The organism is Streptomyces phaeofaciens (genome assembly GCF_014648915.1).
Classification (GTDB): Bacteria; Actinomycetota; Actinomycetes; order Streptomycetales; family Streptomycetaceae; genus Streptomyces; species Streptomyces phaeofaciens.
In genome coordinates this window covers 40391-54867 of record NZ_BMSA01000031.1, presented here as the reverse complement: position 1 = coordinate 54867, position 14477 = coordinate 40391, and the positions used below count along the sequence as shown (strand labels likewise).

The following is a 14477-nucleotide window of genomic DNA, read 5'->3' as shown; positions in this document are numbered from 1 at the left end:
GATCGACAATTTTCCGGAGGCTCTTCCGCACAGGGTTACCGTGGGTGGTCAAGTGAATGTTCAGGCCATCCGGGTGGGGGAACAACCGCATGCGTGCGCTTCGCATATTTCTGATCGTGGTCGTGGTGCTCGGCGGCCTGTTCGTGCTCGCGGACCGGCTCGCGGTCAACTTCGCCGAGGGTGAGGCCGCGGACAAGCTGAAGGCCACCGAGAACCTCGCGAGCACCCCGGACGTGTCCATCAAGGGTTTCCCCTTCCTCACCCAGGTCGTCGGCGGCTCGCTGGACGACGTCGAGGTCGGCATCAAGGACTACGAGGCGACCACCGGAACCAACGGCCAGACGATCCGGATCGACGACCTCAAGGCCGACATGAAGGGCGTCGAGTTCTCCGGCGACTACAGCTCCGCCACGGCCGCCAGCGCCTCGGGCACGGCGACCATCGCCTACGCCGAGCTGCTGAAGACCGCCAAGTCGGAGTCGACCGAGGTCGCGCCCGGTGTCACCGCCCGGGTGATCGGCCTCTCCGACGGCGGGAACGGCAAGATCAAGGTCACCGTCGAGGCGACCGTCCTCGGCACCAAGCTGCCCCAGCCGCTCTCCGTGCTGAGCACGGTCACCGCCGAGGGGGACGTCGTGCGGGTGCACGCCGACTCGCTGCCCAGCTTCGGCGGGGTCCAGGCCGCCGAGAACGAGGTGCGGTCCATCACCGACTTCGAGCAGAAGATCGAGGACCTGCCCGGCGGGATCCGGCTGGACAAGGTCGAGGCGGCGCGGGGCGGTGTGGAGATCGGCGTGCAGGGTTCGAACGTCCGGCTCGCCGGGTAGGGCTGTCCTGCGCCGGACGGCGTTGTCCGACAGGCGAGACGAGGCCGTCCGCACCGTAGATGTGATGGCGGATACACGCGCCCGGAAGCCCCTGAGGGGCGGCCGGGCGCGTTCTTCGTCCCGGCATTCGGACGATCGCATCTCACTATGCGGAGCACTGGTGACACGCCCGCCTGTCCGTCCCTACGATCGACGGCATGATGCAGCGACAGGCGGATCTCACGAAGCGGCGGGCAGTCGACCTGTGCCGCGTCGCCGCCATGCTCTGTCGCACTGTCTGAGCGGAAGCGCCGCCGGCCTCCCGCGCCTCCCCCGCGCCCTCGACTCCGAGGGCATCCGTGCGCCGGCCGCCGGCGAGACCCGGTCGCGCACCCCTTTCTTCTTGCACACCCCCGCCGCACCTGCCCCGGAGGAGAACGAGCATGAGCCGCAGCGACGTCCTGGTCGACGCCGACTGGCTTCAGGACCACCTGGACGACGACAACATCGCCATCGTCGAGGTGGACGAGGACACGTCCGCGTACGAGAAGAACCACATCAAGAACGCGATCCGGATCGACTGGACCAAGGACCTCCAGGACCCGGTCCGCCGTGACTTCGTCGACCAGGCGGGCTTCGAGAAGCTCCTGTCGTCGAAGGGCATCGGCAACGACACCCTGGTGATCCTCTACGGCGGCAACAACAACTGGTTCGCGTCCTACGCCTACTGGTACTTCAAGCTGTACGGCCACGAGAACGTCAAGCTTCTCGACGGCGGCCGTAAGAAGTGGGAGCTCGACGCCCGCGAGCTGGTCGACGGCACCGAGATCCCCGAGCGCGCCGCGACCGCCTACCAGGCCAAGGCGCAGAACACCGCGATCCGCGCCTTCCGCGACGACGTCGTGGCGGCCATCGGCTCGCAGAACCTGGTCGACGTGCGCTCGCCCGACGAGTTCAGCGGCAAGCTGCTCGCGCCGGCCCACCTTCCGCAGGAGCAGTCGCAGCGTCCGGGCCACGTCCCGTCCGCCCGCAACATCCCGTGGTCGAAGAACGCCAACGACGACGGCACCTTCAAGTCGGACGACCAGCTCAAGGAGCTGTACGCCGAGGAGCAGGTCGACCTGGCCAAGGACACCATCGCCTACTGCCGCATCGGCGAGCGCTCGGCCCTGACCTGGTTCGTGCTGCACGAGCTGCTCGGTGTCGAGAACGTCAAGAACTACGACGGCTCCTGGACCGAGTACGGCTCCCTCGTCGGCGTGCCGATCGAGCTCGGCGCCAACAAGTAACCCCAACCGACCCGACCTTCTGGTCAGACCCCCTCTGGAGAAAGACATGTGTGGAGCGAAGGCCGGCGGCCCGGACGCCTCGACGATCAAGCCCGGTGAGACCACGATCCAGGGTCAGGTGACCCGGGACGGCGAGCCGGTGGTGGGCTACGTCCGCCTCCTGGACTCGACCGGCGAGTTCACCGCGGAGGTTCCCACCTCCGCCACCGGACAGTTCCGCTTCTACGCGGCCGAGGGCACCTGGACCGTTCGCGCCCTCGTGCCCGGTGGCACGGCCGACCGCACGGTCGTCGCCCAGCACGGTGGTCTCGCCGAGGTCGCGATCGCGGTCTGAGTGGTTCGGGGCGGTCTGTGACGGACGCCTGACGGTCTGAGGGCCGTATCCCGAGGGTTCGGACACCCGGGGTACGGCCCTCGGTGTTTCCCTTTCCCGGGTGTCTCGCGTGTCCCGTGTTCCCACGCCGTCGCCGGACCCCGGCGGCGGACCTACGCTGGACGTATGTACGCGCGCCGGCGGCACCTCTACTTCGCCATGATGGGCAGCTGCATCGGCCTGTTCGTCCTGGCCTGGGGTGTCGTACGCCTCTGGTCGGTGCCGGTCGCCGTCGGGATGTGCGTGGTCGCGATGGTCATCCCGCCGGTCGCGGCGATGGTCGCCAACCGGCGGGGCCCGGAGGACCGCTGGTGGGACGACCCCTCGGGCGACCCCAAGTCCGACGAGTGGTGGGACGAGCTGGACGGGAAGAAGCGTCCTCAGTAGACGAGCGCCTGGGCGTCGTCCGCCATCGCCTCCTGCACGAACACCTGTGCCCCCGCGATCCGTACGCCCTCGATCACGTCCTTCTCCGTGATGTCCCGGCGGGCCGCGCACTGCGTGCACAGGGTGAGCCGGCCGCCCGCGAGCACCGAGTCGATCAGGTCCGGCAGCGGCGCCGCGTGCGGCAGCTCGAACTCGGCCGCCCGCCCCGGCAGCGCGAACCACGCCGACTCCCCGGTCAGCCACAGCGAGACCTCCACCCCGCTGGCCACGGCCACCGCCGCGACCGTGAACGCCTGCGAGCACCGCTCGGGGGCATCGGCCCCCGCGGTCACCTTGATCACGAGCTTCTTCGCCATGCCTGAATCGTAATCAACTCCCTTACAACTCCATGCGTAGACCATCGGTCTCCTGTGAAGCGCGATCCGGAAGGTGCGCTTCACGTTCTGAGGGGGATGGGGATGGAAGATCCCGTAAGAGGAGGGGAAGAGGCGGCGGCCGAGTCGCCTGGGTCGGCTGAGGCGGCCGGCGTGGCGGAGGTCGTCGAGGCCGCCGAGGTCGTCGATGCGGCCGATGCCGCCGAGGTGGTCGCGCCGCGTCCGCGTCGGCGTGGCCGTACGACGCTGATGATCGTCGGCGCCGCCGTGCTCGGTGTCGTCGCGGGCGTCTGCACCGGCTACCTGGTCCAGGCCGACCGCGAGCCCACCGCGCTGCCGCCGCTCTCCCAGCCCGTGGTCGAGCAGGCCACGGGTGAGGTCGAGCCGTTGTCGGCGGCGCAGGACCGCAAGGTCAAGATGAACGGTGACCTGCGCAAGCTGCTGGTGTCGCGGCCCAAGGGCGCGCGCGACACCGAGTACACGCTGGGCGCCGACGGCTGGATGGACCTGGCCGAGTACGCGGACCGGTACGAGAAGCCGGGCAACGCGTTCAACAACCTCACCGACGACGAGTTCCGGCGGGCGGCCGCGACCTCGTGGCGGGTGGGCGAGGCGTACAACGTCGAGATCTTCCTCGCTCAGTTCCGGCAGGAGAGCAAGGCCGCGGCGCTCGAGTGGGCCGAGAACGGCCACTACTGGGCCGAGGACGAGGACGACACCCGCAGCTGGCCGCTGCCCGGGACCGGAGAGGACAACGGGACGGTCTTCGTGCACGACACACCGGACCGGGAGCCCGGGTATCTCCCGCTCTACACGGCCGAGGCGCACGCCTGGCGGGGCGATGTGTACATGGAGATCGTGATCTACGACAGCAAGCCGATTCCCAAGGCGAAGATCATGGACCTGGCCGAGCGGCAGATGGGGAAGCTGTGAGCGAGAACCCCGAGATCATTGAGGGTGCCGTCCCCGAGACCGCCCCTGAGCCCGTCCCCGGGACCGCCCCCGAGCCCGTCGTTCCCGGGACCGCTCCCGAGACGGCCCCCGAGACCGCTCCCGAGGCCGCCGGTGAGGCCGTCGTCGGGAAGCCCGTCCGGAAGAAGGTCCGGCCCGGCCGGATCGCCGCCGTCGTCGGGGCGCTGGTGGCGGCCGGCGCGGTGGTCGGCGGCGTCGGCTTCACGGTCGTGACCGTGCAGGACGCCGACCGCGCTGCGGGCAAGCCGACCTGGAAGTTCCCGGCGGCGAAGAGCGACGACGACAAGGCCGACGACAAGGCCGACGACAAGGCCGGGGCGGACAAGAAGTCCGCCTCGGGGCTGAGCACGCTGTTCGTGCCGTTCGGCACGGACGGCTACGAGCGGGGACCCGACGTCGGCGAGTTCGGCGCGGATGCCGAGTTCAGCGGCGCGCAGGCCACGGCGCTGCGCAAGGAGTCGGTCAAGGACCTGCCCCGTTCCACGCGCCGGGAGCTGGAGAAGCTGATCGACAAGCAGCGGATCCAGGGCATGGCGATGCGCAGCTATTCCGTAGGCCGCATGGACTACAACACGACGGACGCGATCACGACCGCCGTCACGCTGACCCGGCTGGACAACCGCACCGCCGTGCGCGAGATGGCCACGTCCTTCAACGGGTTCCTCGCCGACACGGACTACTTCCGCAAGGGCCCGAAGATCAAGGGCCACCAGGACGCGCAGTGCTACCTGACGCCCAAGGGCAAGGCCAAGGACGACGAACTGGCCGCGGCGTTCTGCACCGCGTACGTCGGAGACGTCCTGGTCAGCGCCACGACCGACGGCCCCGATCCGCTCGACGCCAAGTTCGTCACCAAGTTCTTCACCGACCAACTCGACCGCATCGACAACCCGGGACAGGCCGTATGACCGACCAGCCGCAGACGATGCCTGCCCCCGAGCCGACTCCCGAGCCCACCGCGGAGCCCACTCCGGAGCCCACAGCGGCGCCCACCGCGGAGCCCACCGCGGAGTCCACAGTGGAGCCCACAGTGGAGCCCTCCCCGGAGCCGACCTCCGAGCCCACCCCGCCCAGGGACCGGCGGGTGCTGCGGGCCGTGGGGCGCTGGGTCGCCGTCGTCGGTGTGTTCGCGCTGCTCGGGGCCGGGACGGCATACGCGATCGTGGGGATGGAACGGACGGACGTACCGGGGCTGGCGACCGAGTCCGACGGGCGCTGGGCGTACCCGGAGATCACCCGGCCGCCGGTGCCCGCCCGGAGCCCCGGGCCGCTCGACCCGGCGAACTGGTCCGACAGCCACTACGCCGACCTGCGCGAACTGCTGCTCCCCGCCCCCGAGGGCGCGACGGACGACAAGGCGTTGCACGGCACGGACGGCTGGCTGGCCACCAAGGACTTCCTGGCGGTGTTCGGGTCGGCCGAGGACCGGGAGAAGGCCGGCCAGGTGCTCACCGACTACGGGCTGCGGCATGTGGCGGCCCGCGGCTGGACCACCGAGGACGGCACCCGCACCGGCATCTACCTGCTCCAGTTCGACACCGGCACGGTGGCCTCGGACGCCTTCCAGGAGTTCAGCGAGTACGACTCACCCGTGTTCAACGCCCGCGGCGCGGACGTGACGGTGTTCGACGACGGTTACCCGACGGCAGCCGACGTGTCGGGCGTCGAGCGCTACGCCTACGACGAGATCAAGCCGTACGGCGCCGAGCACCTGCGCCAGGCCTACCTGTGCGCCGGTGACGTCATGGCGGTGATCACGCAGTCCCGCAAGGGCACCGCGGCCGCCGTCCCGTTCCAGCAGACGGTCGTCCTCCAGAGCCAGCTGCTCGGCTGACCCCGAGGAGGTACCCAGGGAGGACGTACCCCAGGGAGGACGTACCTCATAAGGAGAGCCGGGCCCCGGCCGCGTAAGCTGGGGCCCGGCTCTGTTGTACGTACCCCGAAGCACGCTCATCCGAGGAGCACCCGTGGAGATCTTCTTCGAAGCCCTGCTGGCACTGGTCTGCGTGGGCGTCCTCGCCTTCGCCGGTCTGACCGTGAAGAAGCTGTACCAGGGCCAGCGCTGATCCCTACGTCCAGGAACTGCCACTCATGATCGAGATCCCGTCCGACCTCCACAAGGACCTCGTCCCCCTCGCCTTCCTGCTGGGCAGCTGGGCGGGCGCGGGCGTGCACGACTTCCCCGGTTCGGAGAAGTGCAACTTCGGCCAGGAGGTCACCTTCGCCCACGACGGCCGGGACTTCCTGGAGTACCGCTCCCACACCTGGGTGCTGGACGACGACGGCAACAAGGTGAAGCCCTTGGAGTCGGAGTCCGGCTTCTGGCGGATCGACGGCGCCCGCAAGGTCGAGGTCACGATGACCCGCGACGACGGCGTCATCGAGATCTGGTACGGCGAGCTCGCCGACCAGAAGCCGCAGATCGACCTGGTCACGGACGCCGTGGCCCGCACCGCCGCCTCCCGCCCCTACACCGGCGGGAAGCGGCTGTACGGCTACGTCAAGAGCGACCTCATGTGGGTCGGTGAGAAGCAGACCCCCGAGGTCGAGCTGCGCCCCTACATGTCGGCGCACCTGAAGAAGGTCGTCACCCCGGAGGACGTCCAGCGCTGGGCGAAGGCCCTGCCGGACGACATGCCGGACGACGGCATCGCCTTCTTCAAGTAGCCGCGCCCCCCTGGCCGTCGCCAAGTGGTTCTAGACTCGTCGGTGTGGTGAGCACCGACTGGAAGAGCGACCTCAGGCAGCGCGGCTACCGGCTGACGCCGCAGCGCCAGCTTGTCCTCGAAGCTGTGGACACCCTGGAGCACGCGACCCCCGACGACATCCTCGTGGAAGTGAGGAAAACGGCGTCGGGGGTCAACATTTCCACCGTGTACCGGACCCTGGAGCTCCTGGAGGAGCTGGACCTGGTCAGTCACGCGCATCTCGGGCACGGGGCGCCGACGTACCATCTCGCCGACCGGCACCACCACATCCACCTGGTCTGCCGTGACTGCGACAACGTCATCGAGGCCGATGTGGACGTGGCGGAGGCCTTCACCGCCAAGCTGCGGGACACCTTCGGCTTCGAGACGGACATGAAGCACTTCGCGATCTTCGGCCGGTGCAAGGACTGCTCCCGGAAGGCCCTGAAGGGTTCAACTACCGAGTCGTAGGCTTATGGCTATGAAGAGCCCTCTGCTGTCCCTGCCCGGCGCCGTCTCTGCCGAGGGTGTGGACGAAGGCGTCGCCGCCCACTACGGCGACCTGTTCCGCGAGCAGCGTGCCCTCGCCGACGGCACCGGTTTCGTCGACCTCTCGCACCGCGGGGTCATCACGGTCACCGGCGAGGACCGGCTGAGCTGGCTGCACCTGCTGCTCACCCAGCACGTCAGCGACCTGCCGACCGGCCAGGCCACCGAGGCGCTGGTGCTGTCCGCGAACGGCCACATCGAGCACGCGCTGTACCTCGTCGACGACGGCACGACGGTCTGGGCCCATGTCGAACCCGGCACCCAGGAGACGCTGCTGGCGTACCTGGAGTCGATGAAGTTCTTCTACCGGGTCGAGGTCGCCGACCGCACGGCCGACATCGCGGTCGTCCATCTGCCCGCCGGTTCGATCGCCGAGGTCCCGGAAGGCGTCGTCGTCCAGGAGACGGCGTACGGCCGTGAGCTGTTCCTGCCGCGCGCGGACCTGGAGTCGTACGCGGAGAAGGCGGGCCCGCCGGCCGGGATCCTCGCCCACGAGGCGCTGCGTGTCGAGCACCACCGGCCGCGCCTCGGCTTCGAGACCGACCATCGAACCATCCCGCACGAGCTGGGCTGGATCGGCACCGCCGTGCACCTCCAGAAGGGCTGCTACCGCGGTCAGGAGACCGTCGCCCGGGTGCAGAACCTCGGCAAGCCGCCGCGCCGCCTGGTCTTCCTGCACCTCGACGGCAGCGAGGTCCACCTCCCGGCACCCGGCACCGAGCTCCGCGTCGCCGACGAGGCTCCCGACGGCCGCAAGATCGGCTTCATCACCACGTCCGTCCGCCACCACGAACTCGGCCCCGTGGCCCTGGCCCTGGTGAAGCGGAACGTCCCGGTGGACGCGCCGCTGATGGCGGACACGACGGCGGCGGCCCAGGAAGTGGTCGTGGAACCCTGAGTCCGCAGAACCCCGGGCCCTACAGGTCGATGACCACGGTGAACGGGCCGTCGTTCGTCAGCGACACCCGCATCGCGGCGCCGAAGCGGCCCGTCGCCACCGTGGCGCCCAGCGCGCGCAACCGGGCGACGACCTCGTCGACGAGGGGTTCGGCGACCGGGCCGGGGGCGGCGGCGTTCCAGGTGGGCCGGCGGCCCTTGCGGGCGTCGCCGTAGAGCGTGAACTGGCTGATCACCAGCAGCGGGGCGTCGATGTCGCTGCACGACCGCTCGTCGTGCAGCATGCGGATCGACCACAGCTTGCGGGCCAGCTGTGCGGCCTTCTCCGCGGTGTCCTCGTGGGTCACCCCGACGAGGACGCACAGTCCCTCGCCGGTGATCTCCCCGACCGTCTCGCCGTCCACGACGACACTCGCGCCGTCCACCCTCTGCACCACCGCTCGCATGCGGACCATGATGCCGGGTGCGACGCACGGTCCCGCGGGGGGCCGGGAACAAGCTTCTTTTGATCCTTAACATCCCATCTAGGGCCGTTCGGGGGCACTCGGTCACATTGCGGCCACTTGGGGTGGCACGATGCTTCCACACGCCGGTCGAGGGGACGGTAGAGGCGTATGAGCACACCGAGTACCGGGCGGCTGGAGACACACCGGCCGCCCGCACAGCGCGACAGCCCGGCGCCGCCCGCGGAGCCGCCCGAGGACGACCTGGGCCTGCTGAGCCTGCCCGAACTGCGCACCGTGCGCCGGGACGCCCAGCGCGACGAGGCCGACCTCAGCTATGTCCGGCGGCTGCTCCAGGGCCGGATCGACATCCTGCGCGCCGAACTCTCCCGGCGGGGCCCGGCGACCGTGCCGCAGCCCACGGCCGAGGCGTCCGTGGTGGCACGCCTGTCGGAGATCCTCACCGACGGCCCGGCCCGCCAGCGCTCCTCGGCCCGCCATGTCACGCTCGGCACCCCGCACAACGAGGAGTACGGCCGGCTCGCCGCCGAGATGCTCGCCGAGGTCGAACTCTCCGACCTCGGCGCCCGCACCGACCGCGAACTCCACGACGCGATGGCCCGCCTGGTCCGCTACGAACAGCAGGCCTCCCGCCGCCGGCAGCGTCTTCAGCGCACCGCGGACGAGGCGGGCGGCGAGATCTCGCGCCGCTACCGGGAGGGCGAGGCCCAGGTGGACGACCTGCTGCTGTGACGCCGGGCGGGGCGCGCGGCGGCGGGGGCCCGGAAAGCCGGGGCCCGGAGACGGGGAGCCTGGAGAACGGGCGCCTGAGAAGGGGTGCCTGAGAACGGGCGCCTGGAAAAAGGGGCCGCGGTGAGAAGGTGCCGCTGCTTACCGTGGGGCCATGAGCCGTCGTCCCGCCGCCCTTGAGTGCCGTCAGATCGAAGACTCCGAGCTGTCCGACTGGATGCGTGCCCTGAAGACGGGGTTCCTGCGTCCGCCGGTCGTCACCGAGGAGCAGACAGCGGCCCGCCGCGCCGCCACTGCCGACTCCCGCACCTCGGGCGCCTTCGACGCCGGCCGATGCGTGGGCACCTTCCGCTCCTTCCCGCAGGAACTGACCGCGGTCGGCGGCGCACAGGTCCCCGCCGACGCCATCTCCAACGTCGCCGTCGTCGCCACCCACCGCCGCCGCGGCATCCTCAGCCGTCTGATGTCGGACGACCTGACCGCCGCGAAGGACCGCGGCGACGTCGTCGCCACCCTGATCGCCGCCGAGTACCGCATCTACGGCCGGTACGGCTTCGGCCCCGCCACCACGACGACCGAGTGGGCGATCGACATCCCCCGCGCCGGCCTCGACCCGCGCCGCCGGGTACCGGACCCGGACGACGGCGGCCGTATCGACCTGATCGACGGCGACGAGGTCCGCAAGCTCGGCCCCGCCCTCCACACCCGGCTGCGCGGCGCCCAGCCCGGCGCGGTCAGCCGCGACGCCACCTGGTGGGAGGCCAACACCGGTGTGCTGCGGCTGTACGGCGACGAATGGACCGAGCCGTTCTACGCCGTGTACCGCTCGGCGGACGGCGAGGTCGAGGGCCTGGTCTCGTACCGGTCGGACGACAAATGGACCGACGCCAAGCAGCCGCTGACCACCGCGTCCGTGGACTGGCTGATCTCGGTGACCCCGGCCGCCGAACGTGCCCTGTGGCACTACCTGTGCTCCATCGACTGGATCACCCGCGTGAAGTCCGGCGCGCGCTCCCCGGACGACCTGCTGCCGCGCCTGCTGCCGGACCCGCGCGCGGCGAGCATCACCACGCAGGCCGACTGGCTGTGGGTACGGCTCCTGGATGTCGTACGGGCTCTGGAGGCGCGGACGTACGACGCGTCGGGCGCGCTGGTGCTGGAGGTGGCCGACCGGGCCGGTCTGGCCGGCGGGCGGTATCTGCTGGACGCGGGGCCCGAGGGCGCGTCCTGCACGCCGACGAGCCGCGGCGCCGACCTCTCGCTGGACGTGGCGGACCTGGCGTCGCTCTGGCTGGGCGACGAGTCGGCGGTGCGGCTGGCGGCGCTGGGCCGGATCCGGGAAGAACGAGCGGGCGCCGCCCGGGGGGCCGACGCCCTGCTGCGTACATCCGTGCGCCCGTGGTGCCCGGACCTGTTCTGACCCTCCTCTCGGCCGACGACGGGTGCCGACTGGTTCCGTGTGCGGTTGTCGTGCATGCGTCTTCCGTTGTCCTCGGCCGTCCGTAGCGGGGTCGCCGAGGTGTCCGTACGCAGGTGTTCCGTATGAAGTTGGCGGTATGGAGTTGGAGGTATGAAGTTGTCGGTGTGAAGTTGTGGCTGTGCCGCGATGTGCAGTTGTGGCTGTACGTCCTTGCCGGCCGTTCGGGCTCCCGGCTCCCCTCCGGAAGGGAGCCCCACCGGCCAACCGTCTGAAGGTTTGACCATGTTGTTGAAGTTGGCTGCCAACTTCACTGTACTTATGTCCGCTTGGAAGCGTCCTATAACCATCTCTCTTTGAACTGCCCAAAGATGGCGGGAAGTTGTACTGTGCGGTCGTGGAGCCGGAACATGCCTCCGTCAATGGGCGGAGGAGGGCCGAGCGGTCACACCGAGAGGTGGCCGACGAGCTGCGCACCCGGATCAGGACCGGTGTGCTGCGGCCGGGCCAGCGCATGCCCACCCAGGCCAAGCTGGCGGACGAGTTCGGCGTGGAACGCGGTGCCGTACGCCAGGCGCTGCGCATTCTCCAGTCGGAGCACCTGCTCACCAACGTCTCCAAGGGGAGCCCGGCGACGGTGGCCGTGCGCCCCGGCGCCGCCGTTCCGTCCGCGTGGTCCGAGGCGGAGCCGCAACCCGCCATGGCGGGGCTCCCGCTGCGTATGACCGAGGCCTTCGCGGCCGACCATGTCGAGGTGGACGCCCTGTGCCTGACGGCGGTCTCGCTGACGGCGGCGATCGGTGAGCCGCTGCGCCAGATCCATGCGGGACGGCTGAAACCGGCCAAGATCGACGTCCGGGTCCTGCTGCCGTCCCGGAACATCGATCTGGCCTTCCCGGCCCCGGTGGACTCCTCCGCCACCGAGCGCCTGCAACGTCACTGGCTGGCCCACCGCAACGCCCAGGGCCAGGTGCTGCGGCACAACCTGCTGACCCTGCGCTCCACGCACGGCATCGAGGTCGACGTCACCTTCCGCGCGCTGCCGTTCACCCCGCCGGTCAAGCTGTACCTCCTCAACGGAACGGAGGCGCTGTTCGCGTACTACACGGTCCAGCGCCATCTTCAGACGGTCGGGCAGGAACACATGGACATGTACGACGCCGAGGGCTCGCGGTCGGTGCTGTTCGCCTTCGAACAGGGCGCCGGCCCGCGGGACACGGCGTTCGTGGCGCAGTCGCGTCTGTGGTTCGACGCGTTGTGGGAGACGATCAGTTCGGATCTTCAGCTCACGAGCTGAGCGCGGGACCGGAGGCCAGGAGGGCGAGAAGTACGGCACCGACGGAGCTGATGGCGGGGCTCTTGGCCTTGATGCCGACGCCGAGCAGAAGCAGGCCGACGGTGCCGGCGGTGCCGTACTTCCACTCGATGGTGCGCTCGACGCCGAAGACGAAGGCGGCGCAGAGGAGGGCGAGGACGGGCATGGTGGTTCCCCCCTTCGGAGGTCGGAGTGGGAGGCAAACCTTCCGCCAACTCACTCAAGTTGGCAACCAACTCTTACTATGTTGTCCCCGCTTGGTGACAACTGCTAAACAACTTTCAAACAACTGCCCATAGATGGGTGGAAGTTGTAGCGTTTGGTCGTGACCCAGGAGAACGTGGCAGTGAACGGCAGCAGAAGGCTCTCGCCCCAGGAGATCGCCGACGTCCTGCGGGAACGCATCCGCGCCGGCGAACTCAGGGCGGGAGACCGCCTGCCCACCCAGGCCGAGCTGGCCGACGAGTTCGGCGTGGAGCGCGGCGCCGTCCGCCAGGCCCTGCGGGCACTTCAGGATGACGGACTGCTCACCAACGTCAGCAAGGGCAGCCCGCCGAGGATCGCCGAACCGCCGGCCCCGGCCCACGACGAGCCCCAGCCCACCATGGTCGGCCTCTCGCCCCGCCTCACCGCGGCCTTCTCCGCCCGGCACGTCCGCATCGACGCGGCCTGCCTCACCGCCGAGAGCCTCATCCCGGCGCTCGGCGAACCGCTGCGGCTGATCCACGGCGGCGTGGTGCGCCCCGAGCGGATCGACGTCCGCATCCTGCTGCCGTCCCGGGACATCAACCTCGCCTTCCCGGTCCCGGTCGACGGCCGCGGCGACGACGACCCGGTGCACGCGCGCTGGCTGGCGATGCGGAACGCCCAGGGTCATGTTCTGCGTCACAACCTCCAGACGCTGCGCTCGCACGGGATCGACGTCGACATCACCTTCCGCGCGCTGCCGTTCACCCCGCCCGTGAAGCTGTACCTCCTCAACGGGACCGAGGCCCTGATGGCGTACTACATGGTCACGCGCCGCGAGGAGTCCACCGACACCGGAACGCTCGACATGTACGACGTCCTCGGTACCGAGTCCCTCCTCTTCTCCTTCGAGAAGTCGGCCGGTCAGCGGGACGCCGCGTTCGTGGAGGAATCCCAGAAGTGGTTCGACGCCCTCTGGGAAACCATCACGACGGACCTGACACTCTCCTAGTGACCTCTGATACGCAGCAGACTCAAAAGGCGACCTCCGACACCCGGACCGAGGCGGCGGACCTGCGGGAAGTGATCACGCGCGCGCGGGTCGTCCTCTGGGACTTCGACGGGCCGATCTGCCGGCTCTTCGCCGGCCACTCGGCGGAGAGGGTGGCCGAGGGCCTGGTCGAGTGGCTCGAAGGGCGGGGCCTGCACGGCCTGCTGACGGAGCCGGAACGGGATTCACTGGACCCGCATGTCGTCCTGCGCGCCGTCGACCGCAGGCACCCGGGCAGCGACCTCGTCGCGGAGCTGGAGGAACGTCTCACCCAGGAGGAACTGCGGGCCACCGAGTCGGCGCGGCCCACGGCCTGGGCCGATCCCCTGATCCGCACCTGGACCGCCGTGGGCGCGCGGCTGGCCGTCACCACGAACAACTCCCCGCGGGTCGTGAGCAAGTACCTGGAGGGCCGCGGGCTGACGGGCTGCTTCGCGCCCCATCTCTACGGCCGCACCCAGGACCTGCACCGCCTCAAGCCCGACCCGCACTGCCTGAAGCGGGCCCTGAACGCCATGGGGTCCGCCCCCGTGGCCGCGCTGATGATCGGCGACACCCCGTCCGACTTCCTGGCCGCCCGCGCCGCCGGCGTTCCCTTCCTCGGCTACGCGCGTAACGAGCGCAAGGAGAAGCTGTTGCGGGGCGTGGGTGCCACGACCGTGGTCAACTCACTGGAAGTCGTGCTGAACGTGATCAGGCGTCAGGCCTGAGTCATCAGGAGCATCAGCACGACGGCGGCCCCGACGGCCAGGCCGTTGTGCCGTGCCCTGATGCCCACCCCCAACCCGAACAGCAGGACGAGGCCCACCATGCCGAGCTTCGCCTGGGTGAGCAGTCCCGCGGCGATCTCCAGCAGTCCTTGTAGTACCGATAACAGAAGCATTCCCTTCACCCCCCGACCACTCTCAGTGAAGCGTGCAACTCCCGGTCCAATTGGACTGGTTGTCGTGAAGTGGATTTCCCCGGGTGAACAGATCCTTA

At 69.8% G+C, this 14477-nt stretch carries 21 protein-coding genes; 16 read left to right on the top strand and 5 right to left on the bottom strand.

Annotation, left to right across the window (positions count from 1 at the left end):
- Nucleotides 1-89 precede the first annotated feature (89 nt).
- The 5 genes from IE275_RS37365 (at nt 90) to IE275_RS37350 (ending at nt 2855) form a co-directional block, all read left to right on the top strand.
- Entirely contained in the window at nt 90-827 is a 738-nt protein-coding gene (locus IE275_RS37365; protein WP_189717112.1) for an LmeA family phospholipid-binding protein, read from the top strand.
- A gap of 197 nt (nt 828-1024) precedes the next feature.
- Entirely contained in the window at nt 1025-1108 is an 84-nt protein-coding gene (locus IE275_RS47315; protein WP_352348054.1) for a putative leader peptide, read from the top strand.
- Nucleotides 1109-1249: 141 nt separating this feature from the next.
- Nucleotides 1250-2095: a sulfurtransferase gene (locus IE275_RS37360; RefSeq protein ID WP_189717111.1), complete on the top strand. Its 846-nt coding sequence runs from the start codon at nt 1250-1252 to the stop codon at nt 2093-2095.
- A gap of 46 nt (nt 2096-2141) precedes the next feature.
- The gene (locus IE275_RS37355) at nt 2142-2429 is read left to right on the top strand and encodes a DUF1416 domain-containing protein (RefSeq protein WP_030318169.1); all 288 of its coding nucleotides are present in this window, start codon (nt 2142-2144) and stop codon (nt 2427-2429) included.
- Between the two features lie 165 nt (nt 2430-2594).
- Nucleotides 2595-2855 carry a DUF3099 domain-containing protein gene (locus IE275_RS37350; protein ID WP_189717110.1) on the top strand — a complete coding sequence of 87 codons (261 nt, stop codon included), beginning with the start codon at nt 2595-2597 and terminating at the stop codon, nt 2853-2855.
- On the opposite strand, the gene IE275_RS37345 is transcribed toward IE275_RS37350, so the two are convergent.
- Entirely contained in the window at nt 2849-3211 is a 363-nt protein-coding gene (locus IE275_RS37345) for a DsrE family protein (protein ID WP_152169868.1), read from the bottom strand. The genes IE275_RS37350 and IE275_RS37345 overlap by 7 nt on opposite strands.
- Before the next feature lie 171 nt (nt 3212-3382).
- Here IE275_RS37345 and IE275_RS37340 point away from each other — a divergent pair, with 171 nt between their 5' ends.
- Nucleotides 3383-4162, top strand: coding sequence for a hypothetical protein (locus IE275_RS37340; protein WP_229871012.1), 780 nt, complete (start codon nt 3383-3385; stop codon nt 4160-4162).
- Here the strand turns inward: IE275_RS37340 and IE275_RS47310 are convergent.
- Nucleotides 4125-4406, bottom strand: a complete 282-nt coding sequence (locus IE275_RS47310; RefSeq protein WP_373299368.1) for a glycine zipper family protein — start codon at nt 4404-4406, stop codon at nt 4125-4127. The genes IE275_RS37340 and IE275_RS47310 overlap by 38 nt on opposite strands.
- On the opposite strand from IE275_RS47310, the gene IE275_RS37335 reads away from it, so the two are divergent.
- The 5 genes from IE275_RS37335 to ygfZ all read left to right on the top strand — a co-directional run bounded on the left by IE275_RS37335 (nt 4369) and on the right by ygfZ (nt 8335).
- Nucleotides 4369-5109, top strand: a complete 741-nt coding sequence (locus tag IE275_RS37335; protein WP_373299367.1) for a hypothetical protein — start codon at nt 4369-4371, stop codon at nt 5107-5109. The genes IE275_RS47310 and IE275_RS37335 overlap by 38 nt on opposite strands.
- A complete protein-coding gene (locus IE275_RS37330; RefSeq protein ID WP_189717109.1) occupies nt 5106-6035 on the top strand; it encodes a hypothetical protein in 930 nt (309 codons plus the stop codon). Before IE275_RS37335 ends, IE275_RS37330 begins: the two co-directional genes overlap by 4 nt.
- Before the next feature lie 257 nt (nt 6036-6292).
- Nucleotides 6293-6868 carry a heme-binding beta-barrel domain-containing protein gene (locus IE275_RS37325; protein WP_189717108.1) on the top strand — a complete coding sequence of 192 codons (576 nt, stop codon included), beginning with the start codon at nt 6293-6295 and terminating at the stop codon, nt 6866-6868.
- Between the two features lie 44 nt (nt 6869-6912).
- Nucleotides 6913-7359 (top strand): Fur family transcriptional regulator, encoded by a 447-nt coding sequence (locus tag IE275_RS37320; protein WP_189717107.1) that lies wholly within the window; start codon nt 6913-6915, stop codon nt 7357-7359.
- Nucleotides 7360-7369: 10 nt separating this feature from the next.
- Nucleotides 7370-8335, top strand: a complete 966-nt coding sequence (gene ygfZ / locus IE275_RS37315; protein WP_189717106.1) for a CAF17-like 4Fe-4S cluster assembly/insertion protein YgfZ — start codon at nt 7370-7372, stop codon at nt 8333-8335.
- A gap of 19 nt (nt 8336-8354) precedes the next feature.
- Here ygfZ and dtd read toward each other — a convergent pair whose 3' ends face one another.
- Nucleotides 8355-8780, bottom strand: coding sequence for a D-aminoacyl-tRNA deacylase (dtd, locus tag IE275_RS37310; protein ID WP_189717105.1), 426 nt, complete (start codon nt 8778-8780; stop codon nt 8355-8357).
- A gap of 168 nt (nt 8781-8948) precedes the next feature.
- On the opposite strand from dtd, the gene IE275_RS37305 reads away from it, so the two are divergent.
- The 3 genes from IE275_RS37305 to IE275_RS37295 all read left to right on the top strand — a co-directional run bounded on the left by IE275_RS37305 (nt 8949) and on the right by IE275_RS37295 (nt 12241).
- Nucleotides 8949-9530 (top strand): RsiG family protein, encoded by a 582-nt coding sequence (locus IE275_RS37305; RefSeq protein WP_189717104.1) that lies wholly within the window; start codon nt 8949-8951, stop codon nt 9528-9530.
- A 151-nt stretch (nt 9531-9681) separates the two neighbouring features.
- Complete coding sequence (locus IE275_RS37300; protein ID WP_189717103.1) at nt 9682-10947, top strand: GNAT family N-acetyltransferase; 1266 nt, start codon at nt 9682-9684, stop codon at nt 10945-10947.
- A 454-nt stretch (nt 10948-11401) separates the two neighbouring features.
- On the top strand, nt 11402-12241 hold the full coding sequence (locus tag IE275_RS37295) for a winged helix-turn-helix domain-containing protein (protein ID WP_229871009.1): 840 nt from the start codon (nt 11402-11404) through the stop codon (nt 12239-12241).
- Here the strand turns inward: IE275_RS37295 and IE275_RS37290 are convergent.
- Nucleotides 12231-12425 (bottom strand): hypothetical protein, encoded by a 195-nt coding sequence (locus IE275_RS37290; protein WP_189717101.1) that lies wholly within the window; start codon nt 12423-12425, stop codon nt 12231-12233. The genes IE275_RS37295 and IE275_RS37290 overlap by 11 nt on opposite strands.
- A gap of 153 nt (nt 12426-12578) precedes the next feature.
- Between IE275_RS37290 and IE275_RS37285 the strand changes: the two genes are divergently transcribed.
- Entirely contained in the window at nt 12579-13457 is an 879-nt protein-coding gene (locus IE275_RS37285; RefSeq protein ID WP_189717100.1) for a FadR/GntR family transcriptional regulator, read from the top strand.
- Nucleotides 13457-14206, top strand: coding sequence for an HAD family hydrolase (locus IE275_RS37280; protein ID WP_229871007.1), 750 nt, complete (start codon nt 13457-13459; stop codon nt 14204-14206). The genes IE275_RS37285 and IE275_RS37280 overlap by 1 nt, the downstream gene beginning before the upstream one ends.
- On the opposite strand, the gene IE275_RS37275 is transcribed toward IE275_RS37280, so the two are convergent.
- Nucleotides 14197-14379, bottom strand: coding sequence for a hypothetical protein (locus IE275_RS37275; protein ID WP_189717098.1), 183 nt, complete (start codon nt 14377-14379; stop codon nt 14197-14199). The two genes, IE275_RS37280 and IE275_RS37275, sit on opposite strands and share 10 nt — an antisense overlap.
- Nucleotides 14380-14477 lie beyond the last annotated feature (98 nt).